Source organism: Streptomyces sp. LZ34 (genome assembly GCF_053890475.1).
The window spans coordinates 7,661,032-7,676,845 of record NZ_CM132680.1 but is presented as its reverse complement, the minus strand read 5'-3'; the positions used below and the strand labels follow the sequence as shown (position 1 = coordinate 7,676,845).

General features: G+C 69.5%; 14 protein-coding genes and 1 pseudogene. 10 read left to right on the top strand and 5 right to left on the bottom strand.

Features of this window, described 5'->3' with window-relative positions; genetic code table 11:
• Window positions 1–145 precede the first annotated feature (145 nt).
• The 3 genes from ACWY4P_RS32085 (at window position 146) to ACWY4P_RS32075 (ending at window position 5,045) form a co-directional block, all read left to right on the top strand.
• Window positions 146–1,273: an LCP family protein gene (locus ACWY4P_RS32085; protein ID WP_456203969.1), complete on the top strand. Its 1,128-nt coding sequence runs from the start codon at window positions 146–148 to the stop codon at window positions 1,271–1,273.
• Between the two features lie 229 nt (window positions 1,274–1,502).
• Complete coding sequence (locus ACWY4P_RS32080; protein WP_456203968.1) at window positions 1,503–3,197, top strand: LCP family protein; 1,695 nt, start codon at window positions 1,503–1,505, stop codon at window positions 3,195–3,197.
• Window positions 3,198–3,266: 69 nt separating this feature from the next.
• A complete protein-coding gene (locus ACWY4P_RS32075; RefSeq protein ID WP_456203967.1) occupies window positions 3,267–5,045 on the top strand; it encodes an LCP family protein in 1,779 nt (592 codons plus the stop codon).
• 100 nt (window positions 5,046–5,145) lie between these two features.
• Here ACWY4P_RS32075 and ACWY4P_RS32070 read toward each other — a convergent pair whose 3' ends face one another.
• A complete protein-coding gene (locus tag ACWY4P_RS32070; RefSeq protein ID WP_456203966.1) occupies window positions 5,146–6,165 on the bottom strand; it encodes a glycosyltransferase family 2 protein in 1,020 nt (339 codons plus the stop codon).
• A gap of 232 nt (window positions 6,166–6,397) precedes the next feature.
• Here ACWY4P_RS32070 and ACWY4P_RS32065 point away from each other — a divergent pair, with 232 nt between their 5' ends.
• Window positions 6,398–7,825, top strand: a complete 1,428-nt coding sequence (locus ACWY4P_RS32065) for an LCP family protein (protein ID WP_456203964.1) — start codon at window positions 6,398–6,400, stop codon at window positions 7,823–7,825.
• A gap of 58 nt (window positions 7,826–7,883) precedes the next feature.
• On the opposite strand, the gene ACWY4P_RS32060 is transcribed toward ACWY4P_RS32065, so the two are convergent.
• Window positions 7,884–8,432 carry an acyl-CoA thioesterase gene (locus tag ACWY4P_RS32060; protein ID WP_456203963.1) on the bottom strand — a complete coding sequence of 183 codons (549 nt, stop codon included), beginning with the start codon at window positions 8,430–8,432 and terminating at the stop codon, window positions 7,884–7,886.
• 107 nt (window positions 8,433–8,539) lie between these two features.
• On the opposite strand from ACWY4P_RS32060, the gene ACWY4P_RS32055 reads away from it, so the two are divergent.
• Window positions 8,540–9,892, top strand: a complete 1,353-nt coding sequence (locus tag ACWY4P_RS32055) for an LCP family protein (RefSeq protein ID WP_456203961.1) — start codon at window positions 8,540–8,542, stop codon at window positions 9,890–9,892.
• 123 nt (window positions 9,893–10,015) lie between these two features.
• On the opposite strand, the gene ACWY4P_RS32050 is transcribed toward ACWY4P_RS32055, so the two are convergent.
• Both ACWY4P_RS32050 and ACWY4P_RS32045 read right to left on the bottom strand, forming a co-directional pair.
• Entirely contained in the window at window positions 10,016–10,750 is a 735-nt protein-coding gene (locus tag ACWY4P_RS32050) for an ABC transporter permease (protein ID WP_456203959.1), read from the bottom strand.
• Window positions 10,751–10,778: 28 nt separating this feature from the next.
• The gene (locus ACWY4P_RS32045) at window positions 10,779–11,693 is read right to left on the bottom strand and encodes an ABC transporter ATP-binding protein (RefSeq protein WP_456203958.1); all 915 of its coding nucleotides are present in this window, start codon (window positions 11,691–11,693) and stop codon (window positions 10,779–10,781) included.
• A gap of 232 nt (window positions 11,694–11,925) precedes the next feature.
• Here ACWY4P_RS32045 and ACWY4P_RS32040 point away from each other — a divergent pair, with 232 nt between their 5' ends.
• The 5 genes and pseudogenes from ACWY4P_RS32040 to ACWY4P_RS32020 all read left to right on the top strand — a co-directional run bounded on the left by ACWY4P_RS32040 (window position 11,926) and on the right by ACWY4P_RS32020 (window position 15,347).
• Window positions 11,926–12,504, top strand: coding sequence for an IS607 family transposase (locus ACWY4P_RS32040; RefSeq protein WP_456203957.1), 579 nt, complete (start codon window positions 11,926–11,928; stop codon window positions 12,502–12,504).
• Window positions 12,501–13,652, top strand: a complete 1,152-nt coding sequence (tnpB, locus tag ACWY4P_RS32035) for an IS607 family element RNA-guided endonuclease TnpB (protein ID WP_456203956.1) — start codon at window positions 12,501–12,503, stop codon at window positions 13,650–13,652. The genes ACWY4P_RS32040 and tnpB overlap by 4 nt, the downstream gene beginning before the upstream one ends.
• The gene (locus tag ACWY4P_RS32030; RefSeq protein WP_456203954.1) at window positions 13,649–14,014 is read left to right on the top strand and encodes a hypothetical protein; all 366 of its coding nucleotides are present in this window, start codon (window positions 13,649–13,651) and stop codon (window positions 14,012–14,014) included. The genes tnpB and ACWY4P_RS32030 overlap by 4 nt, the downstream gene beginning before the upstream one ends.
• A 15-nt stretch (window positions 14,015–14,029) precedes the next feature.
• Window positions 14,030–14,809: pseudogene (gene vph, locus ACWY4P_RS32025) on the top strand (viomycin phosphotransferase); the annotation flags it as partial.
• Between the two features lie 172 nt (window positions 14,810–14,981).
• Window positions 14,982–15,347 (top strand): MmcQ/YjbR family DNA-binding protein, encoded by a 366-nt coding sequence (locus tag ACWY4P_RS32020; protein ID WP_456203953.1) that lies wholly within the window; start codon window positions 14,982–14,984, stop codon window positions 15,345–15,347.
• A 32-nt stretch (window positions 15,348–15,379) separates the two neighbouring features.
• Here the strand turns inward: ACWY4P_RS32020 and ACWY4P_RS32015 are convergent, their stop codons facing one another.
• Window positions 15,380–15,796 (bottom strand): hypothetical protein, encoded by a 417-nt coding sequence (locus ACWY4P_RS32015; RefSeq protein ID WP_456203952.1) that lies wholly within the window; start codon window positions 15,794–15,796, stop codon window positions 15,380–15,382.
• Window positions 15,797–15,814: the final 18 nt, after the last annotated feature.

The following is a 15,814-nucleotide window of genomic DNA, read 5'->3' as shown; positions in this document are numbered from 1 at the left end:
GGCCCCGCCGCCCACCCCGCGCGATGATCGACGCGACGTACAACCATGTGCGGGGTTCGCATGTCTGCTCCAGTAATCACGGCCCCGGCATGGGCCGCTGCCGCTCCTCCCGGCCGAGGAGGCGGACGGGTGGGAGGACGCAGACGTGACGACGGAGAGCGCCGAAGAGACGCCCAAACGAAGACGCGGACGCCACCGCTGGCTGCGTCTGCTCGCGCTCGCGGTGGCCCTGCTGGTGCTGTCCGGGGCCGGGGTGGGGTGGTGGCTCTACGAGCGCCTCGACGGCAACATCAAGACCGACACCCGCACCGACAACGAGCTGCGGAAGTACGCGGCCGAGCGGCCGGTGCCAGTGGTCCGGGACGCGCAGAACATCCTGCTCATCGGCTCCGACAACCGCGGCGGCGCGGGGAACGGCAAGTACGGCAAGGACACCGGCACCCAGCGCTCGGACACCACGATCCTGCTGCATCTGCAGGCCGACGGGAAGAGCGCCACCGCCATCTCCATCCCGCGCGACCTGATGGTGGACATCCCCAGTTGCACCGGGGCGGACGGGGCGCGCGCCGAAGCCAGGTTCGCCCAGTTCAACTGGGCGTTCGAATTCGGCGGGCCGGCCTGCACGATCCGCACCGTCGAAAAGCTCACCAGCATCCGCGTCGACCACCACATGATCGTGGACTTCCGCGGCTTCAAGAAGATGGTCAACGCCGTCGGCGGCGTCGAGGTGTGCCTGCCGGAGCCCATCGACGACGACGAGGCGCATCTGCAGCTCCCCGCGGGCCGCCAGGTCCTGCACGGCGAGCAGGCCCTCGGCTATGTCCGGGCGCGCTACAGCATCGGCGACGGCAGCGACACCGAGCGTATCGGGCGGCAGCAGGAGTTCCTCGGCGCGCTTGTGAAGAAGTTGCAGAGCAATGGTGTACTGCTCAATCCGGCCCGGCTGTACCCGGTGCTCGACGCGGCGACGTCCTCACTGACCACGGACCCGGGCCTGAGCTCGCTCAAGGACCTGTACGACCTGGCGCGCGGAATGCGGCACATCCCACGCGAGAAGATCCGGTTCCTCACGATTCCGCGGCAGCCCTACACCTACAACCGGAACCGCGATGAGCTGGTCCAGCCCGACGCCGACCGGCTGTTTCGGCAACTGCGTCTCGACCACCCGGTATCGGTGGCCAAGAAGGTCACCCACGCCTCCGGCGACGACCCGAAGAGCGGGACGTCCACACCGTATGAAGGAACTACCGCGGCACATGACATGTGCCAATAAAAGCCCCAAAGGGTACGCTCAACTGTTCCTCAAAGAACTCGAAAGGATTGGGCAGATTGCCCAGTTGTAGGGAAGTGGAATTTGTCACCAGCGTCGCTTGACGCTGAACTGGACGGATAGTGTGAGCGATCCAGTGCGCTTACCAGGTTGCCGCGCACTACCTTTTCGACCGACCGGTGCGCCTTGAGGGGGAGGCGCCGCGTGGCACCAACGGAGGACTCAGGGGACCGTGGACGCGCAAGGCCATGGGCAGGCGGACGACTTCGATCCCGCCGATCAGTGGGTGTTCGACCCGAACACCGGCAGCTATGAGCTGCGGCTGAATCCTGCCGGGGATTCGGCAGATGTCACCCCCCAGGACCGGCCGGCCCCCAGATCCAGGAGCCGCCGCCGCGCCGCCGACCCCGAGCCGCCGTCGCCGCCGCGCGGCCGGCGCAGGGCGGCGGGCAAGCCGGAGAAGCCGGCCGGCCCCACCAGCCGCCGCAAGCCGAAGCCGAAGAAGTCCAAGGCGAAGAAGGCGCTGTACTGGACCAGCGGCACCCTCGCCTTCATCCTGGTCGGCGGGTCCGTCGCGGCGTACCTCGTCTACCAGCACCTCAACAACAACATCGAGAAGTACGACGTCGGCGAGAACAACGCCGCGGTCAGCGACGGCCCGATGAACATCCTGGTCATCGGCACCGACAAACGCGACGGCAAGGGCAACGAGGGATACGGCGACGCGGGGAGCGTCGGCCACGCCGACACCACCCTCCTCTTCCATGTCTCCGCGGACCGGACGAACGCGACCGCGCTGAGCATTCCGCGCGACATGATCACCGACATCCCGCAGTGCACCACCAGGAAAGACGGCACCAAAAAGATCATCAAGGGCGAGGAGGGTGTGCGCTTCAACACCAGCCTCGGACAGGAGGGGCGCGACCCCAGCTGCACCTGGGACACGGTCGAGAAGATCACCGGGCTGGAGATCAACCACTTCCTGATGGCGGACTTCAACGCCGTCAAGACGCTCTCCAGCGCCGTCGGCGGGGTCGAGGTCTGCCTGGGCAAGGACATCGACGACCCGAAGTCGCATCTGAAGCTGAGCAAGGGCCGGCACACCATCGAGGGCGAGGACGCCCTCGCGTTCGTACGGACCCGGCACAGCGTCGGCTTCGAGAGCGACCTGGACCGGATCAAGCTCCAGCAGCAGTTCCTCAGCTCGATGATGCGCAAGATGAAGTCGAGCGGCACCCTAACCAGCCCCTCGAAGATGTGGAAGCTGGCCAACTCCGCCACCAAGGCACTCGCGGTGGACACCGGTATCGGCACCGTGAACAAGCTGAAGGACCTGGCGCTGAACCTCAGCAAGGTCGACCTGAAGAACGTCACCTTCGTCACGGTCCCCGTGGTCGACAACACCGACGGCGCGACGGTGAAGCTCGACGAGGCCAAGGCCGATCCGCTGTTCGCCATGGTCAGGCAGGACGTGTCGCTGACCGAGGTGAAGAAGAAGGAGAAGGCCGACAAGGCCAAGCAGGCCGCCAAGCTCAAGGGCCCCAAGGCCGACCCCGCGAACGTCCGGGTGAAGGTCCTCAACGGCAGCGGGAAGATGGGGGCCGCCCAGGAGACGGTCGACTGGATGCAGAACAGCGAAGGGATGCTCCGTTCCAGCAACGGCGGAAACGCTTCGGCGGATCTGAAGAAGACGACGCTGGAGTACGCCCCGAACCAGGCCGACCAAGCGCGCCGCCTGGCCGACAGCATGGGACTGCCCGCCTCCGCCCTCAAGGAGGGCACCAAGGACGCCGCTCCCATGGCGGAGATGACCCTCACGCTCGGCGCGGACTTCAAGGGCGCCGGCACACCGATTACCGCTCCGGCAAAGGCGCCGAAGGACATTCAGAGAGTCGAAGCGGACGACAAGAGCGTCTGCGCGAAGTAATCATTGCCGGCCATCGGAGCATGCTCGCCCATCGGGCCGGAACCACCGTTGTTGAACAGGGGAGGCCTGGTGCGGCACAGCAGTGTGCGGGGGGAGGGCTCCCGTCGGCGGGTGCCCGGACCCCGCGACGGAGGCGGGGAACGGAACCCGCATGAGGACGGCGGCGCCGGCGTCGGCGCACCGCGTGACGCCGAGGCCAGGAGCGGCGGGGGCAGGGGCGCCGAGGCCAGGGGCGGCGAGGGCGCCGGAGCCAAGGACACCGCGAGTGCCGCCGGTGCGGGGGCCGGCGGCCGTGCGGAGTCCCGGCGCGCCGCCCGCGCCGAGTCCGCGGGCAGCGGACACCGCCGCAAGGGCAAGGCCCCGCGCCGTAAGAGGAGCAAGGGCGTGCGAATACTTCGCTGGACCGCGCTGTCCCTGGCCGTGCTGATAGTCGGCGCGGCCGGCGCGGGCTATCTCTACTACGAGCACCTGAACAGCAACCTCAGGAAGGCGGAGCTCGACCTCGGCGACAGCAAGCTCACCAAACCCGAGCCGAACGCCGCGGGCCAGACCCCCCTCAACATCCTCCTGATCGGCCAGGACAGCCGTAACGACAAGGAGAACCAGAAGCTCGGCGGCGCCAAGCAGGACTTCGGCCGCAAGGGGCTCGCCGATGTGCAGATGCTGGTGCACGTCTCGGCCGACCGCAGCAACATGTCGGTGATCAGCATCCCGCGCGACACCAGGGTCACCATCCCCAGGTGCACCGACCCGAAGAACGACGAGGTCTACCCGAAGACGTTCCGTCCGATCAACGAGTCGCTCACGCACGGCGGCCCCGGCTGCACGGTGGCCACCTGGAAGGAGCTCACCGGCATCTACATCGACCACTTCATGATGGTCGACTTCAAGGGCGTGGTGTCCATGGCGGACGCCATCGGCGGCGTCCCGGTGTGCGTGAACAAGAACATCTACTCCCATGACAGCAAGGGCCACGGCTCCGGTCTGCGGCTGAAGAAGGGCACCCACCCGGTCAAGGGCGTCCAAGCCCTCCAGTGGCTGCGTACGCGGTACGGCTTCGAGGACAACACCGACATCGGCCGGGCCAAGGCCCAGCACATGTACATGACCTCCATGATCCGGCAGCTCAAGTCCGGCACCAAGCTCTCCGACCCGGGCAAGCTGATGGACCTGGCGGAGGCCGCGACCAGCGCGCTCACCGTCGACCACGGCCTCGGCACCGTCAAGAAGCTCTACGACCTGGGCAACGACCTCAAGCGGGTGCCGACCAAGCGGACCACGATGGTCACCATGCCGTGGGAGTACCGCAACAACGGCGAGTACGTCGTACCCAAGCCGGGCGACGCCGAGAAGACCTTCTCGCTCATCCGCAACGACACCTCGCTGGACGGCAAGGACAAGAAGAAGAAGGACAAGGTCCCGGCCCCCAGCCAGGCCAAGGGCGAGCTCCCGGTGGTCGTGCAGAACGGCACCGGCTCCACCGTCCTGGGGCCGGTCTCCGGCCGGGCCGGCGACATCACCAATGAGCTGATCCGGCTCGGCTACGCCAAGGCCGACGCCAACACCGAGCTGACCTCGCAGGCCGACACCACCATCAGCTACCCGGGCGAGGCCAAGCAGGGCGACGCGCTGGCCGTGGCCAAGGCGCTGGGGCTGCCGAAGAGCGCGGTCAAGGAGTCCCAGTCGGTCACCGAGGTGACGCTGGTGGTCGGCAACGACTGGCGCGAGGGCACGGCCTACCCGAAGTCCGGGGCCTCCGCCGACGAGGACAAGGCGCCCCAGATCGACGACAAGATCAACGGCGAGGAGAAGAAGTGCATGGACGTCAACCCGGGCTACACGTTCTGAGCACGCCCTCCTGAGCAGCACCCGACCAGGCCGAAGGGGCCGGATCCAGGAAGTTAAGGATCCGGCCCCTTCGGCGTACGCGTATCCGGGGGCGGGCCCGCTACCGGCTCGCCCTGACCGCCGGGCGGCGGCTGGCGATGACCTTCTTGGCCAGCGAGCGCGGGCTGGTGAGAAAGCCCCAGCCCCACGACATGTGCATGGTCGCCAGCGCCACCGGGATCCGCAGCCGGGCCTTCGCCGGGAGCCCCTTGCCGGCCGGGACGGAGCCCGCCGCGATGGCCGCCAGATAGCCGCCCGGCACCAGCAGCGCCCACGGGGTCAGCGCGGCGCCCACCACGACGCCCGCCGCGATGGCGACGACGGCGGTCGGCGGCGCCAGATAGCGCAGATTGATCGAGCCCTGGTGGTAGCGGGCCACCACATGCCGCCAGCGGCCGTAGTCCTTGTACTGCTTGGCCAGCGCCCGCACATTCGGCCGCGGCCGGTAGGAGACCCTGAGCTCGGGCGAGAACCAGATCAGCCCGCCCGCCTCGCGGATCCGGAAGTTCAGCTCCCAGTCCTGCGCGCGGATGAACTCCTCGTTGTAGCCGCCCTGCTGTTCCAGCACCTCTCGGCGGAAGACCCCGAGATACACGGTCTCGGCCGGGGCCGCCTCGCCGCCGGTGTGGAAGGCGGCGTTGCCCACGCCGATCTTGGCGGTCATGGCGGCGGCGACGGCGCGCTCCCAGTCGTTCTCGCCCTCGGCGTGCATGATGCCGCCGACGTTCTGCGCGCCGGTCTCCTCCATGAGCCGCACCGCGGTCGCGATGTAGTTCGGCGACAGCATGCCGTGGCCGTCGACCCGCACCACCACCGGATGGCGGGACGCCTTGATCGCGGCGTTCAGGGCGGCCGGGGTGCGGCCGGTGGGGTTGGGGACCGTGTGCACCCGCGGGTGCTCGCGCACCAGCTCGGCGGCGATCTCGTCGGTGCGGTCCGTGGACGGGCCGAGGGCGATCACCACCTCCAGCTCCCCGGCGTACTCCTGCTCCAGGATGTGCCGGACGGAGTTGCGCAGATGACGTTCCTCATTGAGCACCGGCATGATCACGGAGACAGCCGGGAGCTGATGCGGGGGCATGGCACCTCGGGGGTCGGGGGGTGGCCCCCCAGAAGACTGCGGTTGGCGAATTTCGAGAGGCCACGTTACCGCGAATGGGGGACACCGGAGCGCGCCGCCCGGGTGGCAGCGGGTGGGGTGGGCGGCGTGGGGCCGCCGTACCGCTCATCGTATGGCCCTACGGTGTCGGCGGTTGTGCCCCGCAGTCCCGCCGGCCCCGCCAGGCCCCTCGCCCGTCACGGAGGTCCCCGCAGTGAGTGCACCGGCCCGCCCGCCGCGCCCCCGGCAGCCCTCCCGGCCCCGCTGGGGCCTGCGGATCGCCACGGGCGCCGCCGCCCTGGTGCTGCTCGCCGGCGGCGTGGGGCATCTGCTGGTCACCGAGCTGGAGTCCGGCATCCACCGGGTCGACGCCTTCGGCGGCCTCGACGACCGGCCCGTGGACAGCGACCGGGGCGTCAACTTCCTGCTGGTCGGCACCGACGCCCGCGACAAGATCACCCGCGCGCAGAAGCGGCGCTACCGGCTGGGCGGCGCCCCCTGCCACTGCACCGACACCATCATGCTGGTGCATCTGTCGGCCGACCGGGACCGCGCCAGCGTGGTCAGCCTCCCCCGCGACTCGTACGCCCGGATCCCCGCGTACACCACCCCGTCCGGACGGGTGCGCCCCGCGCACCACCAGAAGCTCAACGCCGCCTATGCCGAGGGCGGTCCCAGCCTGACCGTACGGACCGTCGAGCACATGACACGCGTGCACATCGACCACTACCTGGAAGTGGACTTCACCAGCTTCATGAAGACCGTGGACGTGGTGGGCGGGGTCACGGTGTGCACGACACGGCCGCTCAAGGACGCCTACACCGGCCTGAACCTGCCGGCCGGCACCCACGCCCTGGACGGCGGCCAGGCGCTTCAGTACGTACGCTCCCGCCACCTCGACGGCGCCGCGGACCTGGGCAGGATCCGCCGCCAGCAGCGGTTCCTGGCCGCCGTCATCCACCAGGTGACCGGCAGCGGCACCCTGCTGAACCCGGTGAAGTTCGGCCGGGTCGCGGCCACCCTGCTCGGCTCGGTCCGCGCCGACCGGGGCTTCGGCGCGGCGGACATGGTCGCGCTCGGCCAGGCCATGCGCGGCTTCACCGTCGAGTCCTCGGAGTTCGTCTCGGTCCCGGTCCGGCTGCCCGGCACCCCGGTCAAGGGCCTCGGCTCGACGCTCCGCTGGGACCGGGTGCGGGCCGCGCGCCTGTTCAAGGCGCTCCGCGAGGACCGCCCGCTCGCCGTCCGCCGCCCCAAGCGGCTGCGGGCCACGCTGGTCGACGTGCCCCCCGCGCAGGTCCGCGTCCGCGTGTTCAACGGCACCAGCACCGCGGGCCTGGCCCGGCGCACCTACCGCGCGCTGCGCGCCTACGGCTTCGCCACCACCGGGGCCCCGGCGGACGCCGCGGCCCAGGGGGTGCGGCGCACGCTGATCGAGTACGACCCGATCTGGAACCGCTCGGTCCGCTCCCTGGCGGCCGCCCTGCCCGGCGCCCGGCTGAAGCCGGTGGCGCGGCAGGGCTCGGTGATGCGGGTCACGCTGGGCACGGACTTCCGGGCGGTGCACCCGGTACGGGCCGAGGACCCCTCGGCGGAGAAGGGCGCCGGCAAAGCCGTCACCGGCGCCGAGGTCGCCTGCGTCTGATCACCTGCGGCCAAGGGGTGCGGACGGCGCCGGCTGAGGGGTGAAGGCGTGGCCGCGCTCAGTCCTCGATGCCGTCCGCGGCCCGCTGGGCGCGCAGCTCCTTGATCGCGCGGCGCCGGGCGAGCCGGTGCGTACGCCGGATCTGGGCCTCCTCGTACCGCCGCTTGTCCCGCTCGGTCTCCGGTATGACCGGCGGCACGGACCGCGGCCTGCCGTCGGCGTCGACTGCCGCGAAGACCAGATAGGCGCTGCCGACCTGGGTCGCGGGCGTGGACTCGTTCCACCGCTCGGCCATCACCCGCACCCCGATCTCCATCGAGGACCGCCCGGTCCAGTTCACCTGGGCCTTCACATGGACGAGGTCCCCGACCCGGACCGGCTCCAGGAAGGCCATCTCGTCCATCGAGGCCGTGACGGCGGGCCCCTCCGAGTGGCGCCCGGCGACCGCCCCCGCCGCGTCATCGACCAGTTTCATGATCACGCCGCCGTGCACCGTGCCGAGGAGATTGGTGTCACTGCCGGTCATGATGTGGGAGAGGGTGATGCGCGCGGCGGAAGTGGGCTTACCCGGAATTTCTGACTCCGGATTCAAGGCCTGAAAGGTCATGGCCTCAACCTTATGCCGGGCGGATTCTTATCAGGTCTGCAACAGCCGTGCCCCGATCCGGCACCCGCCCTGTAAGGCGACCACCCCGGGAAGGCAGACTTCACCGCATGAATGATTGGCCCGACGGGTGGACGAGCGACCGCAGGGACCGGCACGGACGCGGCAGCGGCAGCGCCGAACCGGAAGGCGCCCGCGCCATGCCGCAGGTGCGGCGCGCGGGCCAGGGCGTCGGCGGCCCGCCGCGGCAGGCCGAGCCGCCGCTCCCCCCTGAGCTGTCGCCGCGCGGCCCGGTCCCGCACCAGCAGCGGCAGCAGGCGTCTCAGGACTTCGACGAGTACGGCGGCCACGGCGACGACGGCTACAACACCGGCCAGGTCTACGGCCACGGCGCGGGCGGCCCCGGTGGCCCCGGCGACCCGGGCGGGTCCGGCGGACCCGGCGGCCACGGCGGCGCCCCGCGCGCGGCCCGGCCCAAGAACTGGAAGCGCCGGATAACGATCGGCCTGATCACCTTCATCGTGCTGCTGCTCGCGGTCGGCGTCGGCACGTACTTCTGGGCCGACTCCAAGCTCCGGCGCGAGGTGGACCTCAGCAAGGTCGAGGACCGGCCGGACGGCGGCAAGGGCACCAACTATCTGATCGTCGGATCGGACAGCCGCGAGGGCCTGTCCGACGAGGAGAAGAAGAAACTGCACACCGGCTCCGCCGACGGCCGCCGCACCGACTCGATCATCCTCCTGCACGTCGGTGACAACGGAAACACCATGGTCAGCCTGCCCCGTGACTCCTGGGTCACCATCCCGGCCTTCACCGGCCCGGACACCGGCAAGCGGTACCAGAACTCGCAGAACAAGCTGAACGCCTCCTTCTCGATGGCCGGCCCCGAGCTCCTGGTCCGCACGGTCGAGTACAACACCGGCCTGCACATCGACCACTACGCGGAGATCGGCTTCGACGGCTTCGCCAAGATCGTCGACTCGGTCGGCGGCGTCGAGATCGACGTCCCGCAGGACATGAAGGAGAAGCACGCCGGCACCAACCTGAAGAAGGGCAAGCAGACGCTGAACGGCGAGGAGGCCCTCGCCTTCGTACGGCAGCGCTACGGCCTGGCCGGCGGCGACCTGGACCGCACCAGGAACCAGCAGAAGTTCCTGTCCGCGCTGGCCAACAAGGCCGCCACGCCCAGCACCGTCCTCAACCCCTTCAAGCTCTACCCGACCATGGGCTCGGGCCTGGACTCGCTGATCGTGGACAAGGACATGAGCCTGTGGGACGTGAAGGACATGTTCTTCGCAATGAAGAGCGTCTCCGGCGGTGACGGCAAGCAGATGAACATGCCCGTCTCCAACCCGGGCCTGGCCACCTCCAAGGGCAGCGCGGTCCAGTGGGACATGCCGAAGGTCAAGCAGTTGGTGAAGGAGCTGCAGAACGACGAGAAGGTGACCGTCTCCAGCAAGTAGGCCGCCGCGAGCCGGGGTCTCCGTGAACGTGAAACGGCTGCCGCACCGAACCGGGTGCGGCAGCCGTTTCACGTTCTGGTGTGCGTGGGCCACGACTGTGCGCGGGCTACGACTGTGCTTGGGCTACGACTCCACCGACCCGCCGAAGCCGGCTATCCGCCTGCTGCTCAGCACCCACATGAGCAGCAGATAGCCGAGCAGCACACCGAAGTAGGCAACGGTCGTGCCGTCGACCGGGCCGAAGAACACCTGCCGGAGCAGCGAAGAGGCGTAGAAGGCGGGGTTCGCCCAGCCGATCCAGACCATGAAGTCCGGCAGCAGATGGGCCGGGACCGCCACGGGCCCGAGCGAGACCATGGCCAGGACGGACAGCAGGCTCAGCGAACCGGCCTCCTCCGGGCTGTTCGCCCGGCTCCCGACCCATGCGCCGAAGGCGACGAACGGCAGGACCACCGCCAGCAGCACCGGAACGGCCAGCGGCGACAGGCTGACCTTCAGCCCGAGGATCAGCACACCGAACAGCGTGGTGCACACCAGCGCGGGCAGCGCCAGCAGGGTGAACGCGGCCGCCGTGCCGACGATGAGCGCCTGCGGGCGCACCGGCAGCGCGGCGTAGAAATCGAAGGCGTCGTTGAACTTCATGAAGGCGAAGTTCGAGGCGACCTTGTTCTGCGTCTCAAAGAGCAGCGCCAGGGTCAGGCTGCCGACGAATACCTGCTGCACCGACTGCCCGCCCGATTCCTTGGCGAAAACCCCCATCGCGGCCAGGGTGAGGATGGGCGCCACCATGCCGGTGATCACCATCCCCTGCCAGGACCACCGCCAGTTGGAGAGCTGCACCAGAAACAGGGTCCACACCGCGCGATGAAACGGAAGCGGCGCACGATCAATTTCCGTATTCAAAATACACTTCTTCTAGTGTCTTGGACTGAAGGCGGAATTCCAGGACTTCGTCGAGATCGAGGTCGGCGGTCAGCCGGGCGACGTCCGTACGGGAGACCTGCGCGACCACCTTGCCCCGGTGCCGGCTCTGCACCAGGAGGTAGTCGGGCAGCTCGGCGGCCGGCCCCTCGCGCAGGGTCAGATGCACGCTCAGCGTCTTGGCCAGCCCGCTCTTCAGCTCCGCCGGCCGTCCCACGGCCACCAGGCTGCCCTCGCGGAGGATGCCCACCCGCTCGATCACCTGCTCGGCCTCGAGCGCGTTGTGTGTGATCAGGACGATGGTCTGCCCTTGCTCATGGTTGAGTTCGCGCAGCAGGTCCCAGACCATGCGCCGGCGCGCCGGGTCCAGCTCGTTCGTCGGCTCGTCCAGAATCAGCACCGGCAGATCGGCCACCAGCGCCACCGCCAGCTGAAGCAGCCGGCGCTCCCCGCCGGACATCCGCCGGGCGGCCTTGTCCCGCATCCGCCCGATGTCCAGCCGCTCGATGAGCTCGTCCCGACGGCGCCTGGCCTCCCGCCGCCCGAGCCCCCTCAGATGCGCCGTGACGTAGATGGCCTCGGAGGCCGTCAGGCTGTTGAGGGCGAACGCGGTCTGCGGCATGTAGGAGACCCGCATGCTGGTGAAGACGGGGTCGGCGAGCACGTCCTTGCCGTAGAGCCGGATGGTGCCCGAGCCGCTCTTCAGCAGTCCCACCATCTGTTTGATCAGGGTGGTTTTCCCGGCGCCGTTGCTGCCGAGCATGCCGAAGAACTCACCCTGCTCAATGGTGAACGAAATATCGTCGTTCGCCGCCCGATCGGCACCGGCGAATCTCTTGGTGACGCCCGTGATTTCATAAACGACCTGGCCGTCCCCCATCCCGACTCCTCACCCCGTGCGGAAATTAGGCGGGATGCTAGCAGCTCCGCCGGACCCGGCCGCGGGCCCGATAGGGTCCCCGCGTCATGGGAGTCCTTCAGACACACCGAGCGCTGCTCAACCGGCTGCTGCCCGACGATCCGCCGGATGGTCTCGCCGTCCGCGAGGGGTGAACAACAGTTCCCATTTTTTTCAGTGGATATCCAGGATTCTCAGTGAATATCGTGATGTTGTGAAGCTTTCCGAGTGGGCGGCACGCAACGGCGTGCACTACCAGACCGCGTGGACCTGGGCGAAAGAGGGCCGTATGCCGGTCCCGGTCGTCCAGACGCCGTCCGGTACATGGCTCGTGACCGAGCCCGCCCCGCAGGCCACCGGGCGGGTCGTGGCGTACTGCCGTGTCTCGTCCGGTGACCAGAAAACAGACCTGGAGCGCCAGGTCGCCCGGACCGTGCAGGGCGCAACGGACCGGGGGCTCACCGTCGCTGACGTGGTGACGGAGGTCGGCTCCGGTGTGAACGGGCGCCGCCGCAAACTGCACCGCCTGCTCGCCGACCCGGATGTGGGGACGATCGTGGTCGAGCACCCAGATCGCCTCGCCCGGTTCGGCGTCGAGCACCTGGAAGCGGCTCTCTCGGCCACGGGACGGCGCCTGGTTGTCCTGGACCCGGCAGAGACCGCCGACGACCTCGTACGGGACATCATCGAGGTCCTGACCTCGATGTGCGCCCGCCTGTACGGCCGCCGCTCCGCGAAGAACCGCGCCGCCCGGGCTGTCGCCGTCGCCACCGGCCCGCAGGTGGCCGGATGAAGAAGTTCAAGCCGCAGCCGGGCTTCACCGTCTTCGCGCACAAGCTCGCGCTGGACCCCAACGCCACGACGACCCGCAACCTGCATTCGCACGGAGGTGCCGCGCGGGCCGCGTACAACTGGGCGGTCGCGTACATCACCGCCGTGTGGTGGCAGCGCAGGGCCGAGCAGTCGTACGGCATACCCGAGGACGAGCTGACCGAGTGGCGGTCATGGTCGCTGCCCTCGCTGCGGAAGGCGTTCAACGAGGACAAGCGCACCAACCCGCGCTTCGCCCACTGGTGGGGGGAGAACTCCAAGGAGGCGTACAACACCGGCCTGGCCAACGCGTCGGCGGCGTTCGACAACTACACGAAGTCCAAGAGCGGTAAGCGCAAGGGCCCAAAGATGGGCATCCCCCGCTTCAAGCCGAAGCGGAAAGCGCGCCTTGCCTGCCGGTTCACCACCGGCACGATCCGCATCGAGCCTGACGGGCGGCACATCACCCTGCCCAGGATCGGCACGGTCCGCCTCCACGAGGACGCCTCCCACCTGAGGGCCCTTGCCGACGCCGGGCATATGCGCATCCTGTCCGCGACCGTACGTCTGGACCGGGGCCGCTGGTTCGTCTCGCTCCAGGTCGAGGAGAAGCACCAGCTGGTGAAAGTCACCCGACCAGGCGCGGCGGTCGGTATCGACCTCGGTATCAAGACGCTGGCCGTCCTCGCGGACAGCGACGGTGTCCTTGGCGAGGAACCCAACCCACGCCACCTCGACCGCGCGCAGAAGCAGCTGCGCCGCGCCAGCCGGGTCGTCTCCCGCCGGCAGGGCCCCGACCGGTGCACCGGGCAGCAGCCGTCGAAGCGCTGGGAGAAGGCCAACCAGGCGCGGAACAAGATCCATCACCGGGTCGCCAACCTTCGCGAGGACACCCTCCACAAGATGACGACCCGCCTTGCTTCCGAGTACGGCACGATCGTCGTCGAAGACCTCAACGTCGCCGGCATGGGCCGCAACCGGCGCCTGTCCCGCCGCGTCGCGGATGCCGCGTTCGGCGAGATCCGACGCCAGCTCACCTACAAGACCCGTCGGCGCGGCACGAGACTCGTCGTCGCCGACCGCTGGTTCCCCTCCTCGAAGACCTGCTCCCGCTGCGGTGCGGTGCGGTGAAAGCCAAGCTGCCCCTGAGCATGCGCGTCTTCGAGTGCGACAACTGCGGCCTCGTCCTCGACCGGGACGCCAACGCCGGACACAACCTGGTCGCCCTCGCGGCCCGCACGACAGGTACCGGAGTGGCCGGAGACCTGGACCCCACCAAGGCGGAGTCGAAGCCCCATGGAGCCGACCGGAAGACCCGCACCACCCGCCCGCGCCGCAAGGCAGGGACGGGGCGGGCAGGTGGCGCAATCCCCAGCCCCAGGCTGGGAAGGAAACGGGAGACCGTCAACAGGACACCGGTGCGCAACTCGCGCTCTGGTGAGACCGTTACGGACCATTCCAGCGGAAACGCCGGGATTGCTGAGATCACTTGATGAACAAAGCAACGGCAGTTCCACCATGTGGTGCTCGGCTCGGACCGTGTCGTGTGCCTGCCCCGTACCGCCGCGGCAGCCGCCCGGCTGCCCCAGCGGGCGGCCGTACTGGGCGCGCTCGCCCGGCTCGACCTCGGCTTCCGCACCCCCGAGCCGCTGGCCGAAGGCGACGCCCCGGATACGGCTGAGCCGCCGTACCTGGTGCTCGGCCGGATCCCCGGGGCGCCGCTGGAGAGCGATGACCTCCGGCACCCCGGCGCGGCCGAGTCGGTGGCGGCGCAGTACGCCGCCCTGCTGACGGCGCTGGCCGCGGCCGGGGCCGACGAGCGGGTACGGGCGGCGCTGCCGCACGCGCCGCGGGACCGATGGCAGGAGTTCGCGGCAGGCGTCCGCGCCGAGTTGTTCCCGCTCATGTCGTACGGCGGCCGCCGCCGCGCCGAGCGGGAACTCGCGGCGCTCGACGGACTCCCCCACCTCACCGCCGCCGTGGTCCATGGCGACCTCGGCGCCGAGAACGTCCTGTGGGAGATGACCGGCGGGCGGCCGAGGCTCAGCGGCGTGGTCGACTGGGACGAGGCCGCACTCGGCGACCCCGCCGAGGACCTCGCGGCCATCGGCGCCGGCCACGGCGAGGACATGCTGAGCCGGGTGCTCGCCCTGTCCGGCCGGCCGGACAGCGGCCTGGCCGGCCGTATCTCCGCGATCCGCGGCACCTTCGCCCTGCAGCAGGCCCTCTACGCCGTCCGCGACGGCGACGAGGAAGAGCTGGCGGACGGCCTGACCGGCTACCGCTGAGCGCACGCCGCCCGGCTGTCGGTGCCTCGTGACAACATCGAAGTGCGGATTCACCACTTGGTCTCCCCAAGGAGAGGGCGACGGTGTCGACCGATGTAACCGGATCCCCCGCCTGAAGGCGGGAGTCATTCCCGATGAGAAACGCGCCAGTCGAGCATGAGGAGATACCGGAGTGACCCCCGAGCAGCTTCGCTCCTTCTTCCTCTCCTTCAACGCCGCTGTGGAGGAGTTCCCCTTCCCCCGAGTCCCTGAGGTCTCGGTCTACAAGGTGCGCGGCAAGATGTTCGCCCTGACGACCCTGGACGCGCGCCCCCTCACGGTGAACCTGAAGTGCGACCCGGAGCACGCGATCAGTCTCCGCGCCGAGCACCCGGGGCTGATCGTTCCGGGCTGGCATATGAACAAGCGCCACTGGAACACGGTGACGGTCGACGCCGAGCTCCCGGACCGGCTGGTCCGGGAGCTCATCGAGGACTCCTACGACCTGGTGGTCGCGGGTCTGCCGCGAGCTGAGCGCCTCCGCCTCGACCGCCCCTGAGGCCTTGAGCCCCTGAGGTCTTCGCCAAGGGCTCACTCACACGTGGGCGGGGTCTCCTTCGTCACCGTGAAGTACACCGGTGGGAAGGCCGCCGCCTCGAACACCGCCTCGTCCTTCGACAGCAGCGTCATATAGCCCGCCGTGGCATTACCCCCCTCCGGGGCATCGCCCTCGACCCGCGTGCTGATGCGGGGGCCGACCCCGGAGATCTTCCAGGTCTTGCCGCCGAAGGTCGCCCATCCGATGCCGCAGTGGCTGGACATGTCGTACGGATATGCCACCTGCGCCTTCGGACGCTTCGGCCCCTCCTCCCAGTGCTCCCCCGCCATCTTCCGCGCCTTCAGCCGCTCCTCGGCGGGCGGCTCCCCCGACGAGCCGCCGTCCCCGCCACACGCCACCCCGCCCAGCGCCAGCATCAACACCAGCGCCCCCGCGCGCACTCTGCCCATGGCTGCCCCCACCGCGTA

Coding starts and splice junctions, on each gene's coding strand:
- ACWY4P_RS32015 (WP_456203952.1), bottom strand. CDS start 15,796: ATGGGCAGAGTGCGCGCGGGGGCGCTGGTGTTGATGCTGGCGCTGGGC.
- tnpB (WP_456203956.1), top strand. CDS start 12,501: ATGAAGAAGTTCAAGCCGCAGCCGGGCTTCACCGTCTTCGCGCACAAG.
- ACWY4P_RS32070 (WP_456203966.1), bottom strand. CDS start 6,165: ATGCCCCCGCATCAGCTCCCGGCTGTCTCCGTGATCATGCCGGTGCTC.
- ACWY4P_RS32045 (WP_456203958.1), bottom strand. CDS start 11,693: ATGGGGGACGGCCAGGTCGTTTATGAAATCACGGGCGTCACCAAGAGA.
- ACWY4P_RS32055 (WP_456203961.1), top strand. CDS start 8,540: ATGAATGATTGGCCCGACGGGTGGACGAGCGACCGCAGGGACCGGCAC.
- ACWY4P_RS32060 (WP_456203963.1), bottom strand. CDS start 8,432: ATGACCTTTCAGGCCTTGAATCCGGAGTCAGAAATTCCGGGTAAGCCC.